The sequence below is a fragment of the Methylobacterium sp. J-088 genome, from assembly GCF_022829295.1.
Taxonomy (GTDB): Bacteria; Pseudomonadota; Alphaproteobacteria; order Rhizobiales; family Beijerinckiaceae; genus Methylobacterium.
Genome location: NZ_JAKSYH010000103.1, coordinates 73,889 through 97,234 on the forward strand (window position 1 = coordinate 73,889; position 23,346 = coordinate 97,234).

Genomic DNA, 23,346 nt, shown 5'->3' on the forward strand with positions numbered 1-23,346 from the left:
CGGGGGTCTGCCGGAGTCCGATTGGTGCCGGTGGAGAGGATCGAACTCCCGATTTACGGTATAACCACCGCACATTTACCGTCGATTACAGTGACAGGTCGCTTCTAGAACGACAACCTCGATACCGTTTGTGGTAGAGTTTTGTGGCATCGTCAAGCCTAACCTATGGCCATCGGTTATCTGACGCTTTTCGAAGACCATACGAGTTAGGGGGTGGTGAAAGGTAGCCGCCCTGTGGTCACCTGAGGGTTTACGTCAACAGCACACATATGTCAGTCGCAAGAGATCGACCGCCTCAAATTTCTGAATGACACGGAAAATAACAGTTATACAAAACAAAAATCTAGGGTTGATTAAATTACAACTTCCAATATATTGACAAAGTGTTAAAAGCTGTGTAGTTTAACCCCAATGCCTGATGATTGGACTCAGGTAGATCCGCGGCTTGGACGATTGTCTGAGCCTATTTCAACATTGCCGCTCATCATCAACGCTCCGATAAGGCGGGGCCGTCATCTTGTGCGCTCATTTCAAAAGTCGAATATGCTATTAAATTTCGTAACTGGTCCAACATCCAGTGATAAGACCGGCGTGATAATAGAAGAAGCCCGGGGTCGATTTCTGAAAGATCGTAAATCACTGGTAGTCTGCCCTTCCATAGACGCCTGTGACGAATTTCAGATCCGTTTTAGTTCGCGATTCCCTGGATTGCCTCTGGAAGTCTACCATTCGAAGCGTGAGAGAACAGACAGTAGCAGTCCAATTCGAATCGCTGTCGAAAGAGCCTTATTAGATGAGACGCCCGGATCAGGACGTGTCGTTGTCATCTGTCACGCCACACTGTTGAACTTACCGCCAGATTTAAACCTTCATGATTGGCATTGCTTCATAGATGAAACATTGGATGCGTTTCATCCAACTGAACTCAATCTACATGACAGCCATCAGTCGATCACTACTCATCTCAGAACAGTCGAGGATCGGACCCCATATGCGCGTCTTGTGTCGGACAATGATACCGCACTGATTTCGATTGTAGAAAACAGGAATAGGGATGCCCTGAGAGAGATTATAAAGGGAGTCGCTGAGCGTATCACAAACCCCTACTACAAAAGTTATACCTTGGGTGAAAATTACAGAAAGCTCATCGAAAGGAACGGAAAGAGACAGAGACTGAACTGTATCTCTGTCTTGCTTCCTAATGTTGTCGAAAAATTTGGTGGTGTAACTGTCTTCTCCGCACGGTTCGAAGAAAGCTTGCACTATCATCTTTGGGAGCAGGAAGGGGTAACGTGGAGGCAGGACGTTGAACTCACCAACCGACTCAGATTCGTGCATCATGCTGGATATGACAAAACAAAAATCTATTGGGGTCTGGACAGAAATTACTCGAAAGCATTCCGCAATGGAAACATGGATTGGTATAACAATTTTATCGCATCGGCGGAAAAGGTCATAGGTCCAAGGCAACATATCCAACTTGAAAATAACGACATTAAAAACACTAGCGTCCTTTCAAAGTCGAAGAATGGAGAAATCATACCCGGACGCTCGCATGGTCTAAACAAATATAGGGATATCGATCACGCTATTATTGTTCCTGCAATGAACTATGCCCCTGTTGCCGGACGATTTCTCGCTGAACGATATGGGTTTGATAGGGACCGACAAGTAATATCATTTACTTGTCACAATATATATCAAGCCATTAGTCGTACATCGATGCGTGACGGTGATATGAGCCGAGAACGCATATGGGTTGTACCGTCTAAAGCCCATGCGGAATGGTTGGCTCAGATCTTTGAAGGTTCATCATGCATTTCGCTCGCGCTCAATCAGCCTTCAGCCGGTAACATTGGCCGTCCAGGGTTGTTCGCTTGTGACAAAGACAGGAAGAATCATTCGAAGAAGATAGCAAGACACAAAGCGAGACAGATTGACGAATTTATAGATCGAATCGGCGTTAACATGGTTGAGAACGTCGCTTTCTTTCATGACTCAGATGTCGACGATAGTTCCTTATATAATCAACATCATTTCGTCGCCAATTACAGATCCAGCTGGTTCAGTGATCTATACAAGAAGGATGGTAAGGTCATATGCAAGAAAGAGAACGAATATATCAATTGGTTGAAACGAGAAAGCAATAAGTCATATCCAAAGAAAAGCGACGTCCCACTAGTGTCTCCGGCGTTTTACAATCCACTATGGGTCGGGAAAGGAAAGCGAGGTAAGAGGAATATCGTGCTCGCTTCCGGACTAATGCTCGATTTTGACGACTCTGAATTGCTTCCTGAACAGCTTGCAGAGATATTTCGTGATCTACAAATGGTAACTTATTCAACGCACAGTAACTCACTCACCAATATTCGTTATCGAGCCTACTTTCCAACTACCCGCCCTATGCTGATTCAAGAGTACATGGCGATCATTCAGGTCATCATTCAAACTGTTGAGGATGCCGGTTATCAGCGAAAGACCAAGGGACCGGCGAAGCCGAACGGGAGTGGGAGCGCAAGCGAGAACAACCGTTTCAGCGTAGGGGGAAACCTGAGGAACCACGGGATCGATATGAGCAAGATCGGTCCCTACTCCCTCTTTCATCTCCCTTGTCGTTCCCCATCAGGCCAGAGCTTCTTCAACCATCACTCAGGTCCCGGGAGAGCACCGCTAGACGTAAATAAGTGGCTTCTATCCCTTCCGCCTATCGAGGAACCTGACCCGCCGACCGTCTCGTATAACAGTTGTGTCGATGAGGTCAGAGCGCTCAGTGATCATCAGAGGCGTGAACTTGAGGAAGCGATGGGAGAATGGTTCTTAGTAGGAACGCTACCGGGCGAAGGCAATGACGCGATGTGGATCCTGTATCAGCGTCTGAGGGATCTGCATCTTCCTATAGAGTTAATGTGGGACCAACTGAGATTAGCGGCAAGCTCAGCCAATACACCAAGTGACCGGCATAAGCAAGTCAACCATTTGATGAATGACATGGTGAAATATCGGGCTAGAATTTAAACAATGAGGATAGCGTAGCTGTTCTTGAAGGATAGTATTTCGTTCTAGCTGACTACTGGATGGGTAGTAGACCTTACCCGTCCACGGGGTTTGCTTTCTGGATATAGAAATCGGAGGTTTATCAAACAGACAGAGCATTCCAACAACAAAAATATCGATCTGAATAGTCGGAATATACCAACAATCGTAAACATCAAGCTAAGAAAGTTAATTATACCGTGTTCGATCCAAACTACAACCGGATTCAAGAAATTCTCGCTCAGGCAACCAGCGTAGAAGATTGCGATTCTAGGTTCGTTTTGCGTAACGTTCTCTACCGCGCATCCGAAGAAGCGAACTATCTATCGTTTCAGTTCGATGGCGATGATGGGGCGGGATTCAAACAGGCAAGGCTCTATCTTGAGGGGATCATCGCCGATCTACCTGATATGCTGGTCGATGGCGGGAATGTGCTTCAACGTCACCACGCTACCATCTCTGGCGCCCTAACCCTAGCGCACGACCTCATTGCCATAGAACGTTCACAGACAATCAGTCAGTTGGATTGGCTGGAAGAGCAGTTCATGGGTTGTCCCTGCTGTGGATGTCATTGCCACGGATAGGTTGGCCTCGGGGACGCTACCTAAACGTCCCCGGTATCATGGCCACAGGATCGCTCAGGATCGTCCATGGCCCTTCCGAGGCTGATGGACGGTCGCATACCACCCGGAGATCCTGATCCGACCACAGCCTTGCACCGGCCCACTCAACCCCTGAGGAAGCGTAGACCGATCCTCACGGGGCACAGACCGATAGCAAGGGAGTTAGACGGGTGCGGGCAACAGTTCGGTCTACGCTATCCTTATGCGCCGGACTAGCCTTGGTCTCATGGGGCCTTACAGCCCTATGGATTGGGTATGGGCCATGGTCTCAAGGCGTTCAGGATCAGCGGACAACGCGAGCCCTACCGCTGTCTCAGCAATCACGAGCTGGATTGGACGCTAACGGCCAACCCATCCGCATCATATCACCCGGATCGCCTCCCAAAACGGGAATGGCAGGAACGGCCCCGACCAGTCCGTAAGCGCTCATCGGACGATCCGTCTATGTTCAGGGTCGGTCCCACGTGCCCATAGAATCGCTCAGGATCGTCAGTAGCGGCCTTGGATCGGCCAGACGGATCATCGGCTTTAGAGATGGTGAGCCGGCCCTGGTGCCCCCAATCGACGCCCCTTCACGCACTAGGGTACAGAACAGATGTTGGCATGGGACTGAACGCGCGCACACCGTCCCATAAGCCTCAAAGGCAGCGTAGATCGGTCCTCAGGGGCACCAAATGGCTATCACTCCCCTTTACTGCTCCTGAGGATTGCTTGTATCGGCACCTAACGCTTCATGGCCCCTTTCGATCGCCTTTCGTTGCGTCCGGCGAGGGTTAGGGTCTGCCTGTCTTGATTCGATCGAGCTCCTGCATAAACAAGACAACGTCTTCTGATGGTAGTGGAAGTACAAACGCGATCTTGTTTCCAATTCCTTTGAAAGACGTACCTAGAAGCATTCCTTCGCCTTCGTCGTTGATTATCACGCGGTCATGGATTTCATTTGTTTCATAGTATGCGACTGAAACTCCGCGAGAGTGAACAATCTTCTTAAATCTATTGAAAAGAGTTTGTTCTGGACCCGGAAGATAAAACAAGGTCAGCGATCTAACCTCATGCGGCACCAAGCTAACAATATAGTCGACGTATTGCGTCTTTGTCTTAAATACCTTGTTCGGCCCGCCCCATTGAAAAAAATAAGGATCACAGATAGTTAATCCAGCCGTGTTTCTAGTTCGCTTCGCGATATACTTTTGATCGCGTTGAATGTTGCCGGATATTCCCGTTACTAAATTAATTACATCCTCACGTTCAGGATTGCTTCTCGCTAATGCACAGTCAGCCGGGCGACCAGACAACTCGCCGAGCTTCTCTTCGATCGAAAGCAATCTGTCGAATATGAATTCATCAAACGGCCAGAATGGACGATCAGATTCAGTATAATCATATTTTTCTCCCGACTTATTTTCCTCCAGCCATTGTGCGTGTCTCCTTAGCCTGGCGATATAATTAGCTCTATTTTCTGATTTCATTTCTGGAAAACCCCTTGCTCAGAACTTCGACGCTTCTCCTCGCCCACCATGGCGAAAAGATCAGTTCATGTTATAATCCTCGGATGTACGGGCATACCGTCATGGCCCGTCTTAAGAACGGTGCGACTGACCTCACGGAGGATCCTAGGTCGATCCTCACGCCCGCTATCTTCCAGTGCGAACAGCTATGGCAGAACCGCGATAGGCGCCGATCTTGGAGCACGGCTCAATGGCCGCTTGTTCGGGGCGCCGTCGAACCGTGGCTCTATGCCAGGATCGAACCGCAGGACGTGCATCGCGAGAACGGTCTGCTGCATCCTGAGAGAGCCGTCCAGGCGCGAACTATCCTACTTGACTGCAAGTCCTCCACCGACAGGAATGACCGTTTGAGTCAACTTGCCAGGATCTGGAATCGCTTGAAGCGTAAGAAGCTCATTTAGAAAAGAAAAGTTCAGCTTCGAAAGCTTGTCGCTGCTATTGATAGAATACCACTTACCCTTATAAGGAATCGATACGTATGCGTTTTCGGGTGGATACTCGGAACGTTCGATGATTATGAATGTCCGAGTATGCCCTAGTTTATAAGCGGTGTCGCGACTATCTTGTAATCCCCCAATGCCGAATACGTTTGATGCGTCTTCATACCAAAGAGCGTTGATTCTATCAGGATCATTTGGATCTGTGTCTGATGTAAAATAATAATAGCTTTCATTGAAACAGTCAGATCTGAGATTCCCTTCACGAACTTGGCTAGCAATTTCGGGCGATGTGAATAGGAAGTCGTTTGCATCCGCCAACTTAAGGGCACCTAGTGCCGACCTCGTTTTGAATACGGCACTTCCTTTGATTGATTGATTAGATGATATTATAATATGATCTCGATATGGTTGCTTGAAGATGTCTCTCAACTGTGTCCACAACCTATCTGCCGGTCTCGATCCGCCCTTTTTATAGAGACACGCTATGGTTCTATCTTGTTTCCCACTTTTTGCAATTGTTCTATCGGAGATAACTCCATTTGGTTTGAATTTTATAACTATAGTAGCGGGATTATCGGTGATATTAATTTCTAGAGCGCCAAGATTGTTCAAAGCAACTAGCGCATCAACGGCTCTATAGTTGTCTAGATAAGAGGGGGTAAGTGTATTTACAACAAATTCCAATATGGACGATAGAGGCCATTCAGTATTTTGCAATGTGACGATAGCTAATCCGGGAAAAGGACTCCCGAATTGAGCAATAAGAGCGGTTCCTTGTAGAGGAACATATTTCACAACCGGACTCTCATTGTATGTAAGGCCACTGCTAGCGCTTCCTAAAAACCCCGCTAACGCACCTATGTTCGTGACGCCTCCCATTGGGCTAGTTTGAACGCTCGTTGTAGCATTTATTTCAGCCACATCGGTAAAGGCCGGTTGCTCCTGGACGGAAACTCTTACGATGTTTCTTAAAAGCTGTTGATTATTTGTGTCAATCAGAACGTCATTGTAGTAAGCTCGATTACTTGAGATCGAAGCGGGGCCGACGCCGATACAGCCTGAGGCAAGCGAACAAACGATGGCTGCTCCCGTCCGAACAAGTGCTGTTATCATATTGGCCTCCCACAATATTAAAGGGAGATCACATCCCGGTTGGTACGTCGATTGCCAAAAAAACACACCCCGCTAATAAATTGGCTTTGTGCCCTGGTGACGATTATTAGTTTTATGGGTAGCTGGAATTTAGGACTGCGCAAGACTGACCATGGCGTCATACAAAGAGTGGGCCAGCATATCTGTAATCTGAGAACCTGTCGACAGATTTCAGCGAAATGAATCCATTTGTTTCTATGATTTACAGTCTACAACAGTTTTCGCCATAGCCCTCGAAACCCTTGCACGGTTCTCCGTCATCCCGGAGGAAACGTAGATCGATCCTCAGGTGCATAGACGGATAGCAAGGGAGTCAGACGGGTGCGGGCAACGGTTCGGTCTACGCTATCCTTAGGCGCCGGACTGGCCTTGGTCTCAGGGGGCCTTACCGTCCTCTGGATCGGGTATGGATCTATCAATCGCGTGATCGTAAGTAGCACGATAAGCTCAAAAGTGATTGGCGATGCCGCAGCTTGAACAGTCGCCGCCAAATGTCACTTCGGTGCTGCAACACCAGGTGCCACCAACTGAAACGAAATTGGCGGAACCTTTGAATTTGAATCGTGAAGGAAATTAGCTGATGAGCGAAGGTGGACACCAATTCAATGGCGATGGTCATACGCCTGAGCAAGATCAACCGATTTTCGATGTGTATTGTTTTTTGGAAAAAGAGTTTGGAGAACTCCTTATAGGTGGCTTTAACTATGAAAATGCCGGAGATATTGTCGAAAAACGTGTCGAAATGCTTACGCAATATACTTTTGGGCGCAGCGAGATATCAAAACTTTACGCAGAGTCCATAAAACTTACGAATGAGTCGCATAATTCTTGTATATCTACCGTAAAATTACTTAGACGTGAGGCTGAAAAACCTAGGCTATCGGATGACGATTTTCTAACGGTAGCTTTTATGCGGCTCAAGTCGAAGTTGCTCGCTAAGGAGCCGGTCGACTTTGATGGTCAACAGGTTAGAGAGCAAGCGCTCAAGATTCTTCGGAAGGCTGAGCGACTTGTTGCAGAATTTGATCGCCAATCACAGAGTATGACGCTGAAGGAATTTATCGACGTTCATTGCGCGGGTGAAGATGATCAGCACAGAAGCGCCATATTGTATTCAATGGCAACACTAAGGCAATTGGCCGATCCCGTAAAACATCATTTTGCAGTCCGGGATTTCTATCTGTGGGTTGCCTTCATCCTTCGAGGGTATTTTTATTATTGCGTTATCGAGGCCAATGGAAAGCGTCAAGACAGGCCAATTATTGATGAGGCCACAAGTGAGATTGTAAAATATGGGTCTTTTAAGATTTTTGAGGCTATACCAGTTTATGGGTTTGTTATAAACGCGGCGAAAGAGTTACATACTAATCTTGGAAAACTCTTAGATATCAAAGGTGGGCACGCACGTAGAGCTGCAAATGTTGATGAGGTTGATGACTTCATTCAAATATATGGCAAGTCTTTGATGACGTGGGGTTCGGTTCACATCAGGGTGTCGGATGAGTTGTCGAAACAGGTGAGCCAAACTGATGAATATTATAAATTGCTCAACGATTATGTTCAGCAGGAACTCACTAGCAGAAAATAATTTCGCAATCCATAAAACTTAATATAAGGTTTATTGCGTGAAGCCAAAAATAAAGTCATTAAGATTAGCAAAAACTCTGACTGCGCAGGTCGTGTTGGCTGCGCAGTCTGTATGTAGCAAATACTATCGCTGTTAAGCAAAATGCGTTTTCGTTTAGCGGTGTTCGCGGGCCCAAGATATGCTACTGTTTTAGAATGCACAGCTACAAGGTCATAGCTCGGCTCAACAACGGTATGCCGGACCTTACGGAGGATCCTACTCCGATCCTTCCGCCCACTATCTTCCAATGCGAACAGCTATGGCAAAACCGCGGTAAGCGTGCATCGTGGCCCAAGGATCAGTGGCCGCTTGTTCGGGGCACCGTCGAACCGTTGCTCTACGCGCGGATCGAACCAGAAGACGTGCAACGCCAGAACGGTCTGCTGCATCCTGAGAGAGCGATCCAGGCACGATCCATACAACTGTTATCGTGCAGCTTCGAAAACGGTCCGCTCCCCATCATATCAGCCTTTGCGGAGTTCCAGCTAACGTTCGACCGGTCATTCAGGGACACGGGGGAACTGTACGATTGGCAGGAACGAACGGATTGGCTAGATTTCGCTCTGTGCCTCGGCTTCCGCTTACAGGACGGCGGAGAGTGGGAAGCTACCTATGAGCATGGAGGCATAGATTTCGAACTAACCAGTTGAGCTGGTCGCTTATCCGAGGGCAAGCAATATAAATATCTATTTTCCGTGCTTGTATGTGGTAAGGCCATCTATCATACTGACAATAAAACGAAGGTCGGCATCATTCATGTCGCGAATTTTCGTGTCTATGATTGCTTTCAATTCATCAAGCGAACGGGATCCGCTGGACTCCGCGAGTAAATAGCCCATAGGCATTCCTACGGCGTTAGAAATACGTTGCAGAGTATCGATGGCCGGGTAGTTCACCCCTCGCTCTATATTCGAGATAGCTTCCTTGGTCCGGTCTACCAATTCCGCTAATTTCTCTTGCGTCAGACCAGCCGCCTCTCGCGCCTGTCTGACCCTCAACCCTATGACAAAGTTCAACTGCGGCTTCATGGGCCGGAGTATGAGTTCGGGTCGTACCGTTGCCGACGAAGCTGTGATTTGCTATAAGCTTGGCAATGCGGAGTGAGGCTTAACCCTCGCATCACAGGGTCATGAATCGTTTCACTGATGGGGGAACTATGAAACGGTCGGCGGCTGCGGGGGTGGTTGCCGTTGCGGTCCTAGGCTTCGGTTCCGCTTATGCTCAAACGGGTCGGACGCCGGATGGTCGCCTCATCCCATACGTTCCCAAGCTAATGCCGACGGAATGCGGGGGACCGGCCCTACCAACCCTACACTCCACCGCAGACAGGAACGCCCCGACCAGCGCCAGGAAGGGTTCCGCCTGTTCAACCTTTCTGAGGACGGACCCGGACGTTCTCCGCACGGTCAACGGCTACGCAAACGGGTCGGCTCGAAACCCGAACATGAATGCGAATCAGACTGTTCAGTTCGTCGCGTCCACCATCCGTGATGAGGTCGGGCGTGCTGCACCCGCTATCGTCAATCGTAACCCACGACTGTTCTACGAGAGTTTCGAACACATCGATCGAGCGACCATAGCCAACTGTTGGCCGACCCTTGAAGCGGTAATCGTTAGCAAAGAGCGCCAGGAAATCGCTGCGGCTGAGAGTGAGCGTCGTCAACAGGAAGCCCAACAACAGAAAGAGCGGGAGGCCGAAGCCGTATCCGCCGAACGCTTCCGTCAGCAAGCCACCATCGATGCACAGCCCGGCAGCCGCCTTGAACGCGCTTACCGCTCCTACATCGGCGTGAAACAGTGCGTGGAAGCCCGGCGAGGGTATGCCGCGATCTACCTCACAGAAGAACAGGGCATTGATGCGAAAGCCAAGGTCGTCGCGATAGAGAAGGCCCTTAGGGGTTCCGATCCGACCCTTGACCCTGACGCGATCTGGACCAAGGCCAACCAACCACCGGCACAAGAGCCATCGGATGGTCTAGCCGGTCTGATTCAACTGTCAGACGGCATAGGCAAGCAATGGCTTACGTATCCTCAGTGGTTTGAGGAAAGCGACGACTACTGCAGACACACTTACGTGGGGCTCTCGGATCAGTTCACAGCATTGATTCCAGACTCGCGTGTAGTCAAAAAAGATTTCTAACGGGTATGATTGCGAGTTAGAGGCAAACCATGCGACATACTGTTGTCGAAGACGTGTCCATTCCAGACAACAATGTGGCACGGTTCAAATATGGCGGGGGATTTATTACATTAGCGATGGGAGTGTTGTTTGCTTTCGCGATGTTCAATGCTTACGAACCGTTCACGTCCGGGCGTGTTGAGTTTCATCTATACCTCAAAAGCTTGCCGGCGATACCCCATCCTATCATGGTCACATTATGGTGGATCGGCGTAGCTATTGCAATTACGTTGGTCGGTCTGTCGTTAATGCCCAAAGTTTCAATTGTCATGGACGATGAGAAAATTGTTGCTCAGAGCGTATACACACGTAATTTCAAGACTATTCACTTCCGCGATATTTTAGATGCAGTGATACACAAAAACTACATAAGCATCACGGATCGCCACGATAACAAGATATATCTCGCAAAGCTGTTTTTGGCGTCAGGAGCATTCAAAGCCATTGCGAACAAGGTCCGCATCGCCGCGCCGAACGCTCTATAAGTACCCATCAAACTAGATCGGTTTCACGATCGGGAGAATAGAAGATGCGGACTAGATCTATAGTTCTATGCGGGCTTATCTCCATCGCTCTCTCTACAAGCGCTATCGCTCAGACTGTCATCAAGACACCAAGCGCCATAACGTGTGATGAGTATATGAAACTTCTAATCAACGATCCTTCATTGCCGGGTTTCATCAATGAGGATCTACTAAAGCTCAATGCCTATCACGGTTGGGCCGTTGGATACATTCAGGGTAAAGATCCAAGCTTATTCCCCGCGCTTGTCAGAAAATCTGGAAAAAACATAACACCGGATGAGGAATTCGGATTCTACACAGGGCTTGTTTCGAGCATATACAAAGGTCAATGCCCGAAACGTGGGAGCATGAAGCTAGAAGAACTAACGAACATCATGATTGAAAGATTGTCTGCAACGTTCAAGTGACACAGACGGACGCAACTTAAGTCTTAAGAGTTGTATGGTGCGGACGCCTTCCCTTCAATGGTTGGCGTCCGTTCTTGTTTCGGAGACTGCCAGGGGATCGATGAAGCCGATACGGTCAATGCGGCATTCTCGTTGGCTTGTGGATGCCCATTGACACGCCCACAATCGCTCCGTGGCGGCTGGCAAGGGCTTGGATCGATCTGGCCTAGCCCCATAAGCGAACGCCCGTCACAGCCCCTCTTATTGTGAAGGTCCGTAAGTGCAGAATGCCCGGAGATCGGTGGAAAGCTTCGTGTGCGGCTGTCCCGGCTCTCCGGCAAGGTTGGATCGAATGTGCGTGAACGCCACTATCCTGTTCCTCACGGACGGCCGATCATAATTCGACAATGAGGCGCCTACGTTTGCCGTCTCAGGGGGCGTGATCGTGGTTCGGATCGTGGGCCTTCGTTCAGGTCATGAGGGTAGGACCGGTCTTTTCGCTTCTAGCTGTCTGGTATGGGAGGATCGTGAATGAGGCGAACACCCTGAAAGGCGAGAGAGCACGGTTCTTCCGGTGTCTTATCCTCGCGTGGTTGGCCTCACGGTCCGTCAACGGTCAGAGGGCCATGGAACGGCGCGAGACGCTGATGCGGTCAGTGGGGGTCTATGCGGCACAAGCCTGACCGAAGCGCACCGACAATCCATACAACTGTTGTACGTTATGGGAGTGGGCACCGCCTGATGACTAGACGCATCAGCCTTACCATGACTGACTATTAGGACTTACCTCTAAACGACTGCGGCATCAAAAATCATCATGATTGATGATGACGCCCTTGTCTCCGCTCTGATGACCAATCCAATATTCTTCTATTGTCCATAAAGGCTTCCCATTAGAGAAGCGCCTAACCTCCCCGATAACATTCTCATAATCTTCGCTGTTGAAATTCGACCAACCGAGTGCTGCATATTTCCGCCAGTGACAGTCCGAGGTCCGCTTGAAGGGCTCTGCAACTTTGGCGTGCTGAGCAAGTGCTAGTAATAGTAGTCGGTCGATAGGCGGATGGATTATATCAGCTCTGGATGGTTCTTCCTGTGCCAAGGGAGAAAGAGAACAGATGACGGTCAATTTCAAATAAATGTTAATCAGCTTAGCTGCCACACCATGCGTGAAGCATCCGTTCGCGCCACCGATCCTCTTGGCTTGAGCCTGTGCGACCATCTGTTCACGCCAAAGGCGATGCCGGCCGTCAAAGTCCTCCGGGGTTTCTGGCGCACCTTGTCGGTCGGCCGCGTACAAAGGGATGTCTGTGCCCTCTATCAGGCCCCGTCCTTCTTCGACGGCGAAGCGACAACCTTTGGTGCCGGCGGCACGTCCTGCCGCCCATGCAGCGAATCTATGCCTGTGTTCGATAAGCGAGTAGGCCATTGCCGGATCGAACGTCTGTGAGCACCCAAAACGTACTGCTAAGCTTGCAAATGGAGTGCAACGCTACCGCTTGAATGGGATCATAACGCCGCACAGGGTGGAAACCCAGGGCGACGTACGTTCAAAGTTCGGCCCACAACAAGAAATTTCGTTTGCACACAGCCTTTAACGACGGGAACCTAAGATCGCTCTCAAGGTCCATCGACACGCTCTAGGACCGACGATAAGTTGAGAGGGTGTCGCATACCGTCGCCGTGAAGCTGTATCTGGAAAAGGTGTGGTGCGACAGGGAAGTTGGCTTCTTGATTAAGACGCCTTTTCCGATTTCGATGTTGAACTGTTGGGCCAATATCAATGAGCTTGGATGGCAAATCACGTTTCTTTCAGCGGCACGAATTAGTTCTTCGGCCTTATCGGGGTATGGGTAAAGCTCTTTCGTTGGCGGCCCCGGGCAATGAACTAGATGCTCTTCATGTTATAGCTAGTTCCCTAGGAAAAGAAGGTTGTATTCTCACCGTAGGGAAGACTGATGAATGTTACGTATCGCATATCATTAAATCCAAAGATGAGAAATATGCGGCATTACTGTTCAGGCGTTCCAGTCCTGACGCTTCCACACCCATTTTCGGCCACAGAAAGACACGACGATTGCGGCGTGCTGAGAAACACAAAGATGAGGATCTTTCGGTCTCGTCTCACTTGTTCTTGGATCTAACGGAGTCTCCGGGGAGGAAGGGTCGGTATAGGGCTATCATTGAGGAGGTTCCTGGAATAGGACGTAGCTATATAAGGTCCGTACTAAATTTGACTCTTAGACAGTCTGAGTATTCCTATAAAGATCACGGCGGAAACGAGAAACAAACCTATACGATAGCAGATCTTGAAGGGTTCAGGTCTGCAACTATTGGCGAAGCGTTGAAGGGCGGAACCATTTCATTTGTTGAATTGGTTCGGCAATCCCGGATTGATGGCTTAGACACCGAGGCGTTTGAGCCCCGGGAGGAAAGAATGCGAATCGAAATTAAGGCGCGGGGGGAGGGTATGCTTACGGCCCTTAGAACTTTGAACCCGTGGGCCGATGCAGGGGGTTGGGAAGATATCCGTGTCTCAATCCGGATGCCGGAGGGCAAGTCGAGGGTCGTGCCGCTGAGCCGGGAAAGTGACGCGGCCGATGTGCTGTTCGTTCGTGCCGAACAGGTGTATGTTGAGAGTCACTTAGATGCCTGTGCCGAAGAAGTGGTTGGAGCGTTGTTTGACCGCGCGGTTGAGATGTTTTCCAAGGATTGGTCGAAGAGAACGGAAGAATGAGAGATGTGGAAGTTCGTATATCCTTTGAGATATTTTAAGTTACAGAATCGAGAGAAGAATGTTCTCGATCTGTTCCCAACGCTTTTGCTTGCTCTTGTTATAACTGTCCCGTTCTGTGCAATGGACGGGGCTTCGTTTTTCCGTCCGAATGGGCTACTGGACAAATTTCTAAATGTCGCGGGCGCCCTGACGGGTTTCTACATCGCCGCGCTAGTCGCTGCGGCGACGTTTACCCATCCAGATCTAGACAAGACGATCAAGTCGGGTCCGGTATTCCTTATTCAGAAGGGATTAGATGGTGAATCTATACAGGTAGCGCTTACTCGGAGGGAGTTCGCGTGCACTATATTCGGGTATCTGTCGTTTCTCGCGCTCATATTATCGGTCGCGAGTGTTTTTGCCGTAGGCTTAAGCACGGTCAACTTCCATCGATTGTTCGGTGCATATGTCAGCTATGTAAGATGGGCCATGGTATTTTCTTATTCGCTGGCAATAGCGCATCTAGTTGTAGTGACTAGCCTCGGATTGTACTACTTGATGGATCGTCTATATAGGCATGATCGTCAAATTACATCTAAGAAGATAGATGACCGTGCCGCGTAGTATTTGTAGACTGAGATGTCACGGCTCTAAAGATGGAGTGCGAGTAGCGCTAGCGGTCATGCCCCGTCCGACGCGGGTCCTATTAGTTCGTGGTCGTCGGATCAGCCTTCCGCTATGGCTCGCCTGAAAGCATCGTCTCAACTTGGTAGCGCGGCATTCGATCCATAGCATCTGCCAGCATCATAAGGGTCGGTGTCTCGTATCGCCGACCTACTGACGCGACACGATGGCCCGTTATGGCGTCGCGTAAACGTTCTTCGATTCCCGCTCCAAGTGCTCGCGTCTTCCAAGTGTGTCGCCAGCCGTGATTTGGATCGACGCCAGGATCCAGCTTGACGGTCCCGCGAACCCACTTGCCGACCTGTCTCCCTTGAATCTCCGCTTGAGGGGCTACTGATCCGTCACGACGCCGTTTAGGGTCATAGAACAGCGGACCGGGCCCACACGCTTCCACGAACGCTAGGAAGCCCTGTTCGATAAGGTGGGCATGGATGGGGACGCTTCGGGCTTCGCCTGTTTTCGTCACCCGCAGATGCATGAATGGAATGCGACTTTCTGTCCGTATGTCCTCACGGTGAAGGTTGGTCAGTTCGGTGATACGGGCGCCACTATAGGCCGCAAGCCAAGGACACCATCGACGGGCCGCACTACGGGTCGGGTTGCGAGCGTCTGGCGTCACCCCTGAGGCGGCCGACAGGATTTCTGCTATCTCACGGTCTCGAAACGTCCGCTCCCGCTGTAGGACGATCCTAGGCTCATCTAGGGATATGCCAGTGGCCGGGTTGGATGACAGGATCTGACCCGAAGCCCTACCGGACGCCCATCGAAACACCGAACTCACGGCTACCAGATCGTTCTTGTTGATCGCGCGTGGGCTGATGCCTTCTGTGTCCCTCCGACGCATAGCCCACGCGAAAACATCATCGCCGGTTAGGGTCCGAACGTCCCGGCCCCTGGCAAAGGCTTCAAACGACCGGATGCTTCCGCGGTAGCGCTTGATCGTGTTGGGGGCTCGCTTGTCCTCACGATCCGTTGCCCATCGTTCGAACAGGCCCCCGATGGTCAGGGTTGGGCCGTTGATTGCGGGTGGGGAGGGGACCGCGGTCGATAAGGGTGTAGGCGCCGGCGAGGGGGGAGCTACAGCACACGCGTCAATCGATGTGTTAGAATAGTCACACCCGCGTTCGATGGTCCAAATCCGCTTGAGGGCACCATCTGCAATAGCGTGACGAACCTTAGCCTCACGTGGCTCTTTGGTCCTTAGCGATGCCTGGACGATAGAACCTACGGTAATGGACGCCCAAGCCTCGCCGATGGGAAGCCGGATAGTCCCACCCTTCAACCTTGCGACAAGATCGGCGGGGGTTCGTTGGCGTAGATGGTAGACCCCGCTCTTAGGGTCCTTCCATGGTCGGGCGATTCTGAACGACAATGTATGACACCGCTGTATGAGAGTAGCGGTTATCGTCCCTTGTCGTGCGCCCTAACCTACTGTGATCGTTGGATAACTGCTGGTGCCGGTGGAGAGGATCGAACTCCCGACCTTCGGTTTACAAAACCGCTGCACTACCGCTGTGCTACACCGGCGGACGCGCCGAAACCGTTGGAGAAGCTGGCGGTTTCGGTGCATCAGGCGTGGGTTTGACTACGTTTGAGGGCGTTTCGTCAAGGCGCACGGCCCGGCGGATTGCGTTCGCCGCGCGTTCGTTCGGCCCGGCACGGGCGCGCAACACCCTGGGCCTCGCCTCGATCGGGGGCGGGGCAGGACCCTAGCTTGTGCGGCGGGCCGTCCACCAGCACGAGCCGAGGCCGGCCAGCGACCACCGCCCGGTCCCGCCGGATCCGCGCAGGCGGCCCGACACCATCACGCTGGCAAGGCCCTTCCGGATCGTGCCGCTGATCCGGCCATCGGCCGTGGTGCGGCCGGATGCGTCGACCCCGTTCCCTCCGGCATCGTCCACGGTCCCGTCCCGGATGACGATCGGGTAGAGGTAGGGCCCGGTGCAAGCCCCGGTGTCGGTCGTGGCGACGACCGACCAAGCTCCGTCGAAGCGACCAGCCGCGAGGGCCGATGTCGATGCCCCGCCAAGAGCCAGCAACAGGGTGGACGAAAGCATGGCGTCACGAAGTCGGATCATGGTCTCCTCTGTCGATCGAAGGGGTGGGGCGGATCATCTCGGGCGATCGCGGTCCTGCCGTGCGCTTCCGCCGGATCGGGCCGTGGAATCGCCGCAGGACCGGGCGTCAGAAGGCGCGCGGCATCCTGGAACACGCAGATGGGTGTGAGCCCGCGCGGTTCCTTGAGACGACAATACTGGTAGGCAAAACTTTTTCGCTGTCGCGCGAGCCAGCCTCGATCGGCCCCCGGACCCGCGGAGCGTGTCCCGGTCCGGCCGGCGGCTCCGCCGATGAGGCCGGGCGCTCAGGCTTCAGCGAAGACCACGCCGAACCGGGCGCCGGTGCGCCGGACGACCCTGCAGCGGCGCGACGTCTGGTCGATCGCGGTCAGAAGCGTGAACGTTTCGGGTACGGCGTCGTCATCGCCGGCCTCCAGCAGCGCGCCGGTATCCGACATGTTCCAGACGAGGCAGCGCAGCCGCCTGCCCGTGTCGGCGACCACGATATGCCCGGCGCTGAAGCAATCCGTCCTGCCCGAGAGACGCTGTTCGGCTGTCATGTTCGACCTCAAGAATCCCAAGGTTGGACAGATAGGCCACGGTGGCTTCGTTCGCTTGAAGGCAGCGCACGCAGCGTCGCGTAGCTGTCTTCACGCTTACCGCCGTGACAACAGGTCCTGACAACTTGATCGCTTCGGGCAGGGGCCGTGCCCGATCGCATCGCAATCGTGCACAGCGCTCCGACTTTGCCTCGGCGCGCTCCTTTACGCCGAACCGGCATCCGCTTCGGCAAAGGCTGCTTGAGCGGGCCGTGCCGCTTGCCGAGGTGAGCCGGCCACGCGTCGGCCTGCGCGACCCCGGTCGTAAGCCGCTCTTCAGGCTGGAGTCGCGTCCGCGTCGTCCCCGCCGGTGGCCCCGGTTGCCGGACCCGGCCGGTAGGCGTCGAGCGTCGCGTAGGCATCGGTGCCGGTGAGCCCCAGCCGTTCCATGTCGGTCAGCAGCGCCTGGATATCGGGGTCGACCGGCTCGCCGGCCTCCTTGCGCTCGATCAGGGCGTTGACCAGCTCCAGATCGTCGATCGCCTGTGCGCTGGGTTCGTTCGAATCGGGGAAGGCCATGGCCGGTCTCTCGCTGGATGGCCCCCGGACGTAGGTCGCCCCATGGGGTTCGGCCATGGGCCGCTCGCGCGCCGTGAGGGCCGGTGATCAGGCGGCCAGGGCGCGCCTTACCGTGGCCCGCAGGTCCGCGAGCGAGAAGGGCTTGGTCAGCACGTCGGTGACGATGGCGTCGAGCCCGCGCGCCCGCTCGCGCTGGTCCGCGAAGCCGGTCATCAGCAGGATGGTCAGGTTCGGGAAGTCGCGCTTGGCCGCCAGCGCCAGGGCGATGCCGTCCATGAGCGGCATGCGGATGTCGGTGAGCATCAGGTCGAAGCCGCCATCGGCCTCGTTGAGGCGGTCGAGCCCGTCGCTTCCATCGTTGGCGGTGACGACCGCGTGTCCGTCGATCTCGAGCCCCCGCTTGAGGAAGCCCCGGACGGTCTCTTCGTCATCCACCAGGAGGATGCGCGCCATGGGGTCCCGTAAACGTCCTCGATTCCCGGGTCCCCCGTCGTGACGACGTCGGCCCTTGACAGACGACAGACGCAGACCTGCCCGCCGCCTGTCAAGACGCCATGCACCGAATACAGGCATATCGACGGCGCCTGCGGCGAAAATGCCGCGTCGCCCCGACGGACGCTACGGATCGAACAGATCGGGATCGCCGCTGTCGAAATCGACCACGCCCACGAAGGGCAGCTGCCGGAAGGCGTGGGCGGCGTCCATCCCGTAGCCGACGACGAACACGTCGGGGCAGATGAAGCCGACGAAATCCGCGTCGATGGTCACGGCGCGCTTGCCGGGCTTCTCCAGCAGGACCGCGGTGAGCACCCGATGGGCGCCGCGCGCCATCAGCAGATCCTTGGCGAAGACGACGGTCCGCCCGGATTCGAGGATGTCGTCGACGAGCAGCACGTCGCGCCCGCGCACCTCGCTCTGCACGTCCCGCAGGATCTCGACCTGTCCGCTGGAGACCGTTCCGGTGCGGTAGCTCGACAGGTGCACGAACTCGACCTGGGGGGCGAGCCCGACCCGGTGCAGCGCCCGCAGCAGGTCGGCGGCGAACATGAAGCTGCCCTTGAGCACCGCCACGACCAGGAGGTTCTCCGGCCGTGCGGCCAGGATCTCCTCGGCGAGTTCGTCGTTGCGCTTGGCGATGGCCGCTTCGTCGAAGAGGGTTCGCACGCGCCGTTCGGGAATGCTCATCTCATGTGTCCCGGTAACCCGGTCGCGGGACGCAATCCGCCGCCGCGCTCAGGGGCGGTCTTAGCGTCCCCGGGTCGCGGGGGGAACTGCGGATGCGCATCCAAGGCGCCCCAGCGTCATCGAGCGAACCCCAAACGCAAAAGGGGCCGGCGATCCGCCAACCCCTTGCGCTGTCCGGCTGAATGGATGGTACCACCGCCCCGGCTCGAACGGGGGACCCCCAGATCCACAATCTGGTGCTCTAACCAACTGAGCTACGGCGGCACTGGCGGGGGTGTATCGTGGGCCGCGGCAGTTTTCAAGCGAGGCACGCGGCCTTTGCGGGATCGACACGGACGCGGCCGGCCGCATCGGGATCCGGACGCCCGCGCCTGGGCCGAGCCGGCGTCCACTTCCGCACCGGGCGCGCTATAGTGAACCCATCGGGTCGAACCCGCGGTGCGGCGGCCGGGGCGGATCGGGGTGAGCGGACGAACCGTGAGCGCGCGACAGCCAGCGGCAGCCAAGGATGGAAACACGGGCGGCGACCGCAGCGCGGCCGATCGGCCGATCGATGCACCGGCCCGGAAAGCGGCCGGAACGCGCGGGCGCGCCCGGCGCCGCTGGACCGGAGCCGGGATCGTCCAGGCGCCGGGGCAGCTGCGCAGCCTCGTCCGCCGCAGCGAGGGCGGCCTCGTCGCGCTCGCGACCCTGGTGGGCTGCGTCGCCGGGGTCGCGGTCTCCGCCATGAACTGGGCGACGCAGAGCCTGCGCGAGCTGCTGTTCCTCCTGCCGACAGGGATGCGGCTCAGCGCGGCCGATGCCGTGTCGCCGGTGCTCCTGCTCGTCGGGCCGTGTCTCGGCGGCGCGCTGCTCGGGCTGGTGATCGTCGCGGCGGGCTACATCCGCGGGCCGCGCAAGCGCCCCGCCATCGACCCGATCGAGGCCAACGCCCTGCATGGCGGGCGGATGTCGCTCCGCGACAGCCTCTATCTCGCCCTCCAGAACGTCGTCTCGAACGGGAGCGGCGCCTCGGTCGGGCTGGAGGCCGGCTACACGCAGCTCGCCTCCGGCCTCGCCTCACGGCTCGGCATCGCCTTCGAGGTCCGCCGGAGCGACCTGCGGACCCTGGTCGGCTGCGGCGCCGCCGGGGCGATCGCGGCCGGATTCGGAGCGCCGCTCGCCGGCGCCTTCTACGCCTTCGAGCTGATCATCGGCACCTATTCCATCGCCACGCTGACGCCCGTGGTGGTGGCGGCGCTCTGCGGCAACCTGATCGCGCAGCAACTGATCGCGACGCAGCCGCTGGTCGATTTCGGCGACGTGCAGGCGATCACCACCTCGCACGTCACCAGCATGGAGATCCTGCCGAGCCTCGCCCTGGGGCTGGTCTGCGCGGGCCTCGGCATCCTGATCATGCGCGGGGTCACCCTGGTGGAGCGGCTGGTCCAGGCCTCGGGGGTCCCGCGGGTGGCCGCCCCGGCCCTCGGCGGCCTGTGCGTCGGGGCGCTGGCCCTCGTGGCGACGCCGCAGGTGCTCTCGGGCGGCCACGGCGCCCTGCACATGCATTTCGCCGCCGAGAGCCAGGGGCACGGGATCGCGGCGCTGGCCTTGCTGTTCGCCGCCAAGGCGATGGCCTCGGCGATCTCGATCGGTTCCGGCTTCCGGGGCGGCCTGTTCTTCGCCTCGCTGTTCCTGGGCGCCATCGCGGGCAAGCTGTTCGCCGCCGGGGCGCCGCTGCTGGTGCCGGCGCTGGCGGGCTTCGGCCTCACGCCGCTCGCCTACGCGGTGATCGGCATGAGCGCGCTGGCCGTGGCGGTGATCGGCGGGCCGCTGACCATGACGTTCCTGACGCTGGAGATCACCGGCAGCCTGCCGATCACCGGGCTGGTGCTCGCCGCGGTGATCGCGTCCTCGCTCACCGTGCGCAAGACCTTCGGCTACTCCTTCGCGACGTGGCGCTTCCACCTGCGCGGCGAGAGCATCCGCAGCCCGCACGATATCGGCTGGATCCGCTCGCTCACCGTGGGCCGGCTGATGCGCCGGGACACGCGCGTCGTGGCGGCCGATACGCCGCTGGCCACCTTCCTGCGCGCCCACCCCCTCGGCTCGCCCTCCCGGGTGATCGCGGTGGACGGGCAGGGGCGCTATGCCGGGATCGTGAACGTCCCCGAGGCGCACGCCGCCGCGCGGGATGCCGCCGCCGCGGCGCAGCCCGTGCTGGCCGACCTGCTGCTGCACGCCGACGCTTTCCTCACGCCGGGCCTGAACGCCAAGGACGCCGCCGCCGCCTTCGACCGCACCGAGAGCGAAGCGCTGGCGGTGGTCGACGGGCCCGAGACCCGCAAGGTCCTGGGCCTGCTCACCGAGAGCCACACGCTGAAGCGCTACAGCGAGGAACTCGACCGTCAGCGCCGGGCCATGGCGGGGGAAATCGACTGATTGTCAGGTCCGGGTGTTGACCCGATACCGGCGCGGACCAATCACCTGACGCCGACGACCCGGGCCCCGCGAGGGCCCGCTCTCCCAGAACGCGTGGAGGATTCATGTCCGGTCCAGAGACCCGCCCGCAGCGCCGCTACCGCATCGCGGTGATCCCCGGCGACGGCATCGGCAAGGAGGTGGTGCCGGAGGGCGTGCGCGTGCTGGAGCGGGCGGCGAAGCGCCACGGCTTCTCGCTCCAGCTCGACTGGTTCGATTTCGCCAGCTGCGACTACTACGAGCAGCACGGCCGGATGATGCCGGAGGACTGGAAGGCGCAGATCGAGACCCACGACGCGATCTATTTCGGCGCCGTCGGCATGCCCGAGCGGGTGCCCGACCATATCTCGCTCTGGGGCTCGCTGATCCTGTTCCGGCGGGAATTCGACCAGTACGCCAACCTGCGCCCGGTGCGGCTGATGCCGGGGGTGAAGTGTCCGCTGGCCGACCGCAAGCCCGGCGACATCGACTTCTGGGTGGTCCGGGAGAACACCGAGGGCGAGTACTCGAACGCGGGCGGCCGGATGTTCGCCGGCACCGACCGGGAATTCGCCCTGCAGGAGACGATCATGACCCGCCACGGGACCGACCGGATCCTGAAATTCGCCTTCGAGCTCGCCCAGAAGCGCCCGAAGAAGCACCTGACCTCGGCCACGAAGTCGAACGGCATCTCGATCACCATGCCGTACTGGGACGAGCGGGTGAAGGCGGTGGCCGAATCCTATCCGGACGTGCGGTGGGACCAGTACCACATCGACATCCTGACCGCGCATTTCGTCCTGAACCCGGACCGGTTCGACGTGGTGGTGGCCTCCAACCTGTTCGGCGACATCCTGTCGGATCTGGGCCCGGCCTGCACGGGCACGATTGGCATCGCGCCGTCGGGCAACATCAACCCCGAGCGGGTGCATCCGTCGGTGTTCGAGCCGGTCCACGGCTCGGCGCCCGACATCGCCGGCCAGGGGATCGCGAACCCGATCGGCCAGATCTGGTCCGGGGCGATGATGCTGGAGCATCTCGGCGAGCACGAAGCCGCCGCCGAGATCGTCGGCGGGATCGAGCGGGTGCTGTCCGAGCGGACCCTGCGCACCCGCGACCTCGGCGGGAATGCCGACACGCAGGCGTGCGGCAAGGCGGTCGAACAGGCGCTGGGGTAGGGGGGCCGGGTCGCGACGGATCCACGGCTCTCCCTCCCCCCTCTGCGGGGGAGGGTGGCCCCTGCGCCAGCAGGGGTCGGGAGAGGGGAACCCGGTTTCCGGAAGGGGCTGCGTGCGTGGTGAGGGGCGGTGCTTCGTTTTGCACCGTCGCTCCCCTCTCCCGACCCCCTTCGGGGGCCACCCTCCCCCGCAAAGGGGGGAGGGAGACGTGTGATGCCAGATCCCGCTTTATAAACCGGCAAAAGTCCGCACGGGAGAGGGAGTCCGCTGCGCTTCGCTGCCGAACGGCCCGCCTCAGCGCGGGAGGCGGCGCACGCTCACCACGTTGCTCGCCGGCTCGGCCTTGCCCGACTCGGCCGGCAGGGTATCGAGGGCGGTCCTGACGATGGTGTGCGCGTCGAGGCCGGCCTCGGCGTACATCTTCTCCGGGCTGTCGTGGTCCTGGTACGTGTCGGGCAGCGTCAGCGTCCGAACCCGCACCCGCCCCGCATCCAGCG

19 protein-coding genes, 2 tRNA genes and 1 pseudogene are annotated in these 23,346 nt (G+C 56.2%); 9 read left to right on the forward strand and 13 right to left on the reverse strand.

Annotated elements, in window-relative coordinates; all coding sequences use genetic code 11:
- The first annotated feature begins 411 nt into the window (after positions 1–411).
- Both MKK63_RS11700 and MKK63_RS11705 read left to right on the forward strand, forming a co-directional pair.
- Positions 412–3,015: a hypothetical protein gene (locus MKK63_RS11700; RefSeq protein WP_244001827.1), complete on the forward strand. Its 2,604-nt coding sequence runs from the start codon at positions 412–414 to the stop codon at positions 3,013–3,015.
- A 218-nt stretch (positions 3,016–3,233) separates the two neighbouring features.
- Positions 3,234–3,617, forward strand: a complete 384-nt coding sequence (locus MKK63_RS11705) for a hypothetical protein (protein WP_244001829.1) — start codon at positions 3,234–3,236, stop codon at positions 3,615–3,617.
- 812 nt (positions 3,618–4,429) lie between these two features.
- On the opposite strand, the gene MKK63_RS11710 is transcribed toward MKK63_RS11705, so the two are convergent.
- Both MKK63_RS11710 and MKK63_RS11715 read right to left on the reverse strand, forming a co-directional pair.
- Positions 4,430–5,125 carry a hypothetical protein gene (locus tag MKK63_RS11710; RefSeq protein WP_244001831.1) on the reverse strand — a complete coding sequence of 232 codons (696 nt, stop codon included), beginning with the start codon at positions 5,123–5,125 and terminating at the stop codon, positions 4,430–4,432.
- A 347-nt stretch (positions 5,126–5,472) separates the two neighbouring features.
- Positions 5,473–6,717: a hypothetical protein gene (locus MKK63_RS11715; protein ID WP_244001833.1), complete on the reverse strand. Its 1,245-nt coding sequence runs from the start codon at positions 6,715–6,717 to the stop codon at positions 5,473–5,475.
- 619 nt (positions 6,718–7,336) lie between these two features.
- Between MKK63_RS11715 and MKK63_RS11720 the strand changes: the two genes are divergently transcribed.
- A complete protein-coding gene (locus MKK63_RS11720) occupies positions 7,337–8,344 on the forward strand; it encodes a hypothetical protein (RefSeq protein WP_244001835.1) in 1,008 nt (335 codons plus the stop codon).
- A 725-nt stretch (positions 8,345–9,069) separates the two neighbouring features.
- Here MKK63_RS11720 and MKK63_RS11725 read toward each other — a convergent pair.
- The gene (locus MKK63_RS11725; RefSeq protein ID WP_244001837.1) at positions 9,070–9,399 is read right to left on the reverse strand and encodes a helix-turn-helix domain-containing protein; all 330 of its coding nucleotides are present in this window, start codon (positions 9,397–9,399) and stop codon (positions 9,070–9,072) included.
- A 428-nt stretch (positions 9,400–9,827) separates the two neighbouring features.
- Between MKK63_RS11725 and MKK63_RS11730 the strand changes: the two genes are divergently transcribed.
- The 3 genes from MKK63_RS11730 (at position 9,828) to MKK63_RS11740 (ending at position 11,493) form a co-directional block, all read left to right on the forward strand.
- Positions 9,828–10,523, forward strand: coding sequence for a hypothetical protein (locus tag MKK63_RS11730; RefSeq protein ID WP_244001839.1), 696 nt, complete (start codon positions 9,828–9,830; stop codon positions 10,521–10,523).
- A gap of 29 nt (positions 10,524–10,552) precedes the next feature.
- On the forward strand, positions 10,553–11,047 hold the full coding sequence (locus tag MKK63_RS11735; RefSeq protein ID WP_244001841.1) for a hypothetical protein: 495 nt from the start codon (positions 10,553–10,555) through the stop codon (positions 11,045–11,047).
- Between the two features lie 155 nt (positions 11,048–11,202).
- Positions 11,203–11,493, forward strand: coding sequence for a hypothetical protein (locus MKK63_RS11740; RefSeq protein ID WP_244001843.1), 291 nt, complete (start codon positions 11,203–11,205; stop codon positions 11,491–11,493).
- 784 nt (positions 11,494–12,277) lie between these two features.
- On the opposite strand, the gene MKK63_RS11745 is transcribed toward MKK63_RS11740, so the two are convergent.
- A complete protein-coding gene (locus MKK63_RS11745; protein ID WP_244001845.1) occupies positions 12,278–12,901 on the reverse strand; it encodes a hypothetical protein in 624 nt (207 codons plus the stop codon).
- A 420-nt stretch (positions 12,902–13,321) separates the two neighbouring features.
- On the opposite strand from MKK63_RS11745, the gene MKK63_RS11750 reads away from it, so the two are divergent.
- Positions 13,322–14,209 (forward strand): hypothetical protein, encoded by an 888-nt coding sequence (locus tag MKK63_RS11750; protein ID WP_244001847.1) that lies wholly within the window; start codon positions 13,322–13,324, stop codon positions 14,207–14,209.
- A 715-nt stretch (positions 14,210–14,924) separates the two neighbouring features.
- Here MKK63_RS11750 and MKK63_RS32210 read toward each other — a convergent pair.
- From MKK63_RS32210 to MKK63_RS11785, 8 genes are all read right to left on the reverse strand, one after another.
- Positions 14,925–16,244 (reverse strand): DUF6538 domain-containing protein, encoded by a 1,320-nt coding sequence (locus tag MKK63_RS32210; protein WP_409564504.1) that lies wholly within the window; start codon positions 16,242–16,244, stop codon positions 14,925–14,927.
- Between the two features lie 80 nt (positions 16,245–16,324).
- Positions 16,325–16,399: transfer RNA gene (locus MKK63_RS11755), tRNA-Thr, on the reverse strand.
- Between the two features lie 182 nt (positions 16,400–16,581).
- On the reverse strand, positions 16,582–16,950 hold the full coding sequence (locus MKK63_RS11760; RefSeq protein WP_244001849.1) for a hypothetical protein: 369 nt from the start codon (positions 16,948–16,950) through the stop codon (positions 16,582–16,584).
- Between the two features lie 284 nt (positions 16,951–17,234).
- Positions 17,235–17,489 carry a PilZ domain-containing protein gene (locus MKK63_RS11765; RefSeq protein WP_244001851.1) on the reverse strand — a complete coding sequence of 85 codons (255 nt, stop codon included), beginning with the start codon at positions 17,487–17,489 and terminating at the stop codon, positions 17,235–17,237.
- A 315-nt stretch (positions 17,490–17,804) separates the two neighbouring features.
- Positions 17,805–18,104 (reverse strand): hypothetical protein, encoded by a 300-nt coding sequence (locus MKK63_RS11770; RefSeq protein ID WP_244001853.1) that lies wholly within the window; start codon positions 18,102–18,104, stop codon positions 17,805–17,807.
- A 30-nt stretch (positions 18,105–18,134) separates the two neighbouring features.
- Positions 18,135–18,500: a response regulator gene (locus MKK63_RS11775; RefSeq protein ID WP_147940768.1), complete on the reverse strand. Its 366-nt coding sequence runs from the start codon at positions 18,498–18,500 to the stop codon at positions 18,135–18,137.
- A 165-nt stretch (positions 18,501–18,665) separates the two neighbouring features.
- Entirely contained in the window at positions 18,666–19,232 is a 567-nt protein-coding gene (gene hpt, locus MKK63_RS11780; RefSeq protein WP_244001855.1) for a hypoxanthine phosphoribosyltransferase, read from the reverse strand.
- Between the two features lie 187 nt (positions 19,233–19,419).
- Positions 19,420–19,496: transfer RNA gene (locus MKK63_RS11785), tRNA-His, on the reverse strand.
- A gap of 213 nt (positions 19,497–19,709) precedes the next feature.
- On the opposite strand from MKK63_RS11785, the gene MKK63_RS11790 reads away from it, so the two are divergent.
- Together MKK63_RS11790 and MKK63_RS11795 are read left to right on the forward strand one after the other, a co-directional pair.
- A complete protein-coding gene (locus tag MKK63_RS11790) occupies positions 19,710–21,653 on the forward strand; it encodes a chloride channel protein (RefSeq protein WP_244001857.1) in 1,944 nt (647 codons plus the stop codon).
- Between the two features lie 104 nt (positions 21,654–21,757).
- Positions 21,758–22,849 carry a tartrate dehydrogenase gene (locus tag MKK63_RS11795; RefSeq protein ID WP_244001859.1) on the forward strand — a complete coding sequence of 364 codons (1,092 nt, stop codon included), beginning with the start codon at positions 21,758–21,760 and terminating at the stop codon, positions 22,847–22,849.
- Between the two features lie 294 nt (positions 22,850–23,143).
- Here MKK63_RS11795 and MKK63_RS11800 read toward each other — a convergent pair.
- Positions 23,144–23,346, reverse strand: a pseudogene (locus tag MKK63_RS11800) (1-deoxy-D-xylulose-5-phosphate synthase); the annotation flags it as partial.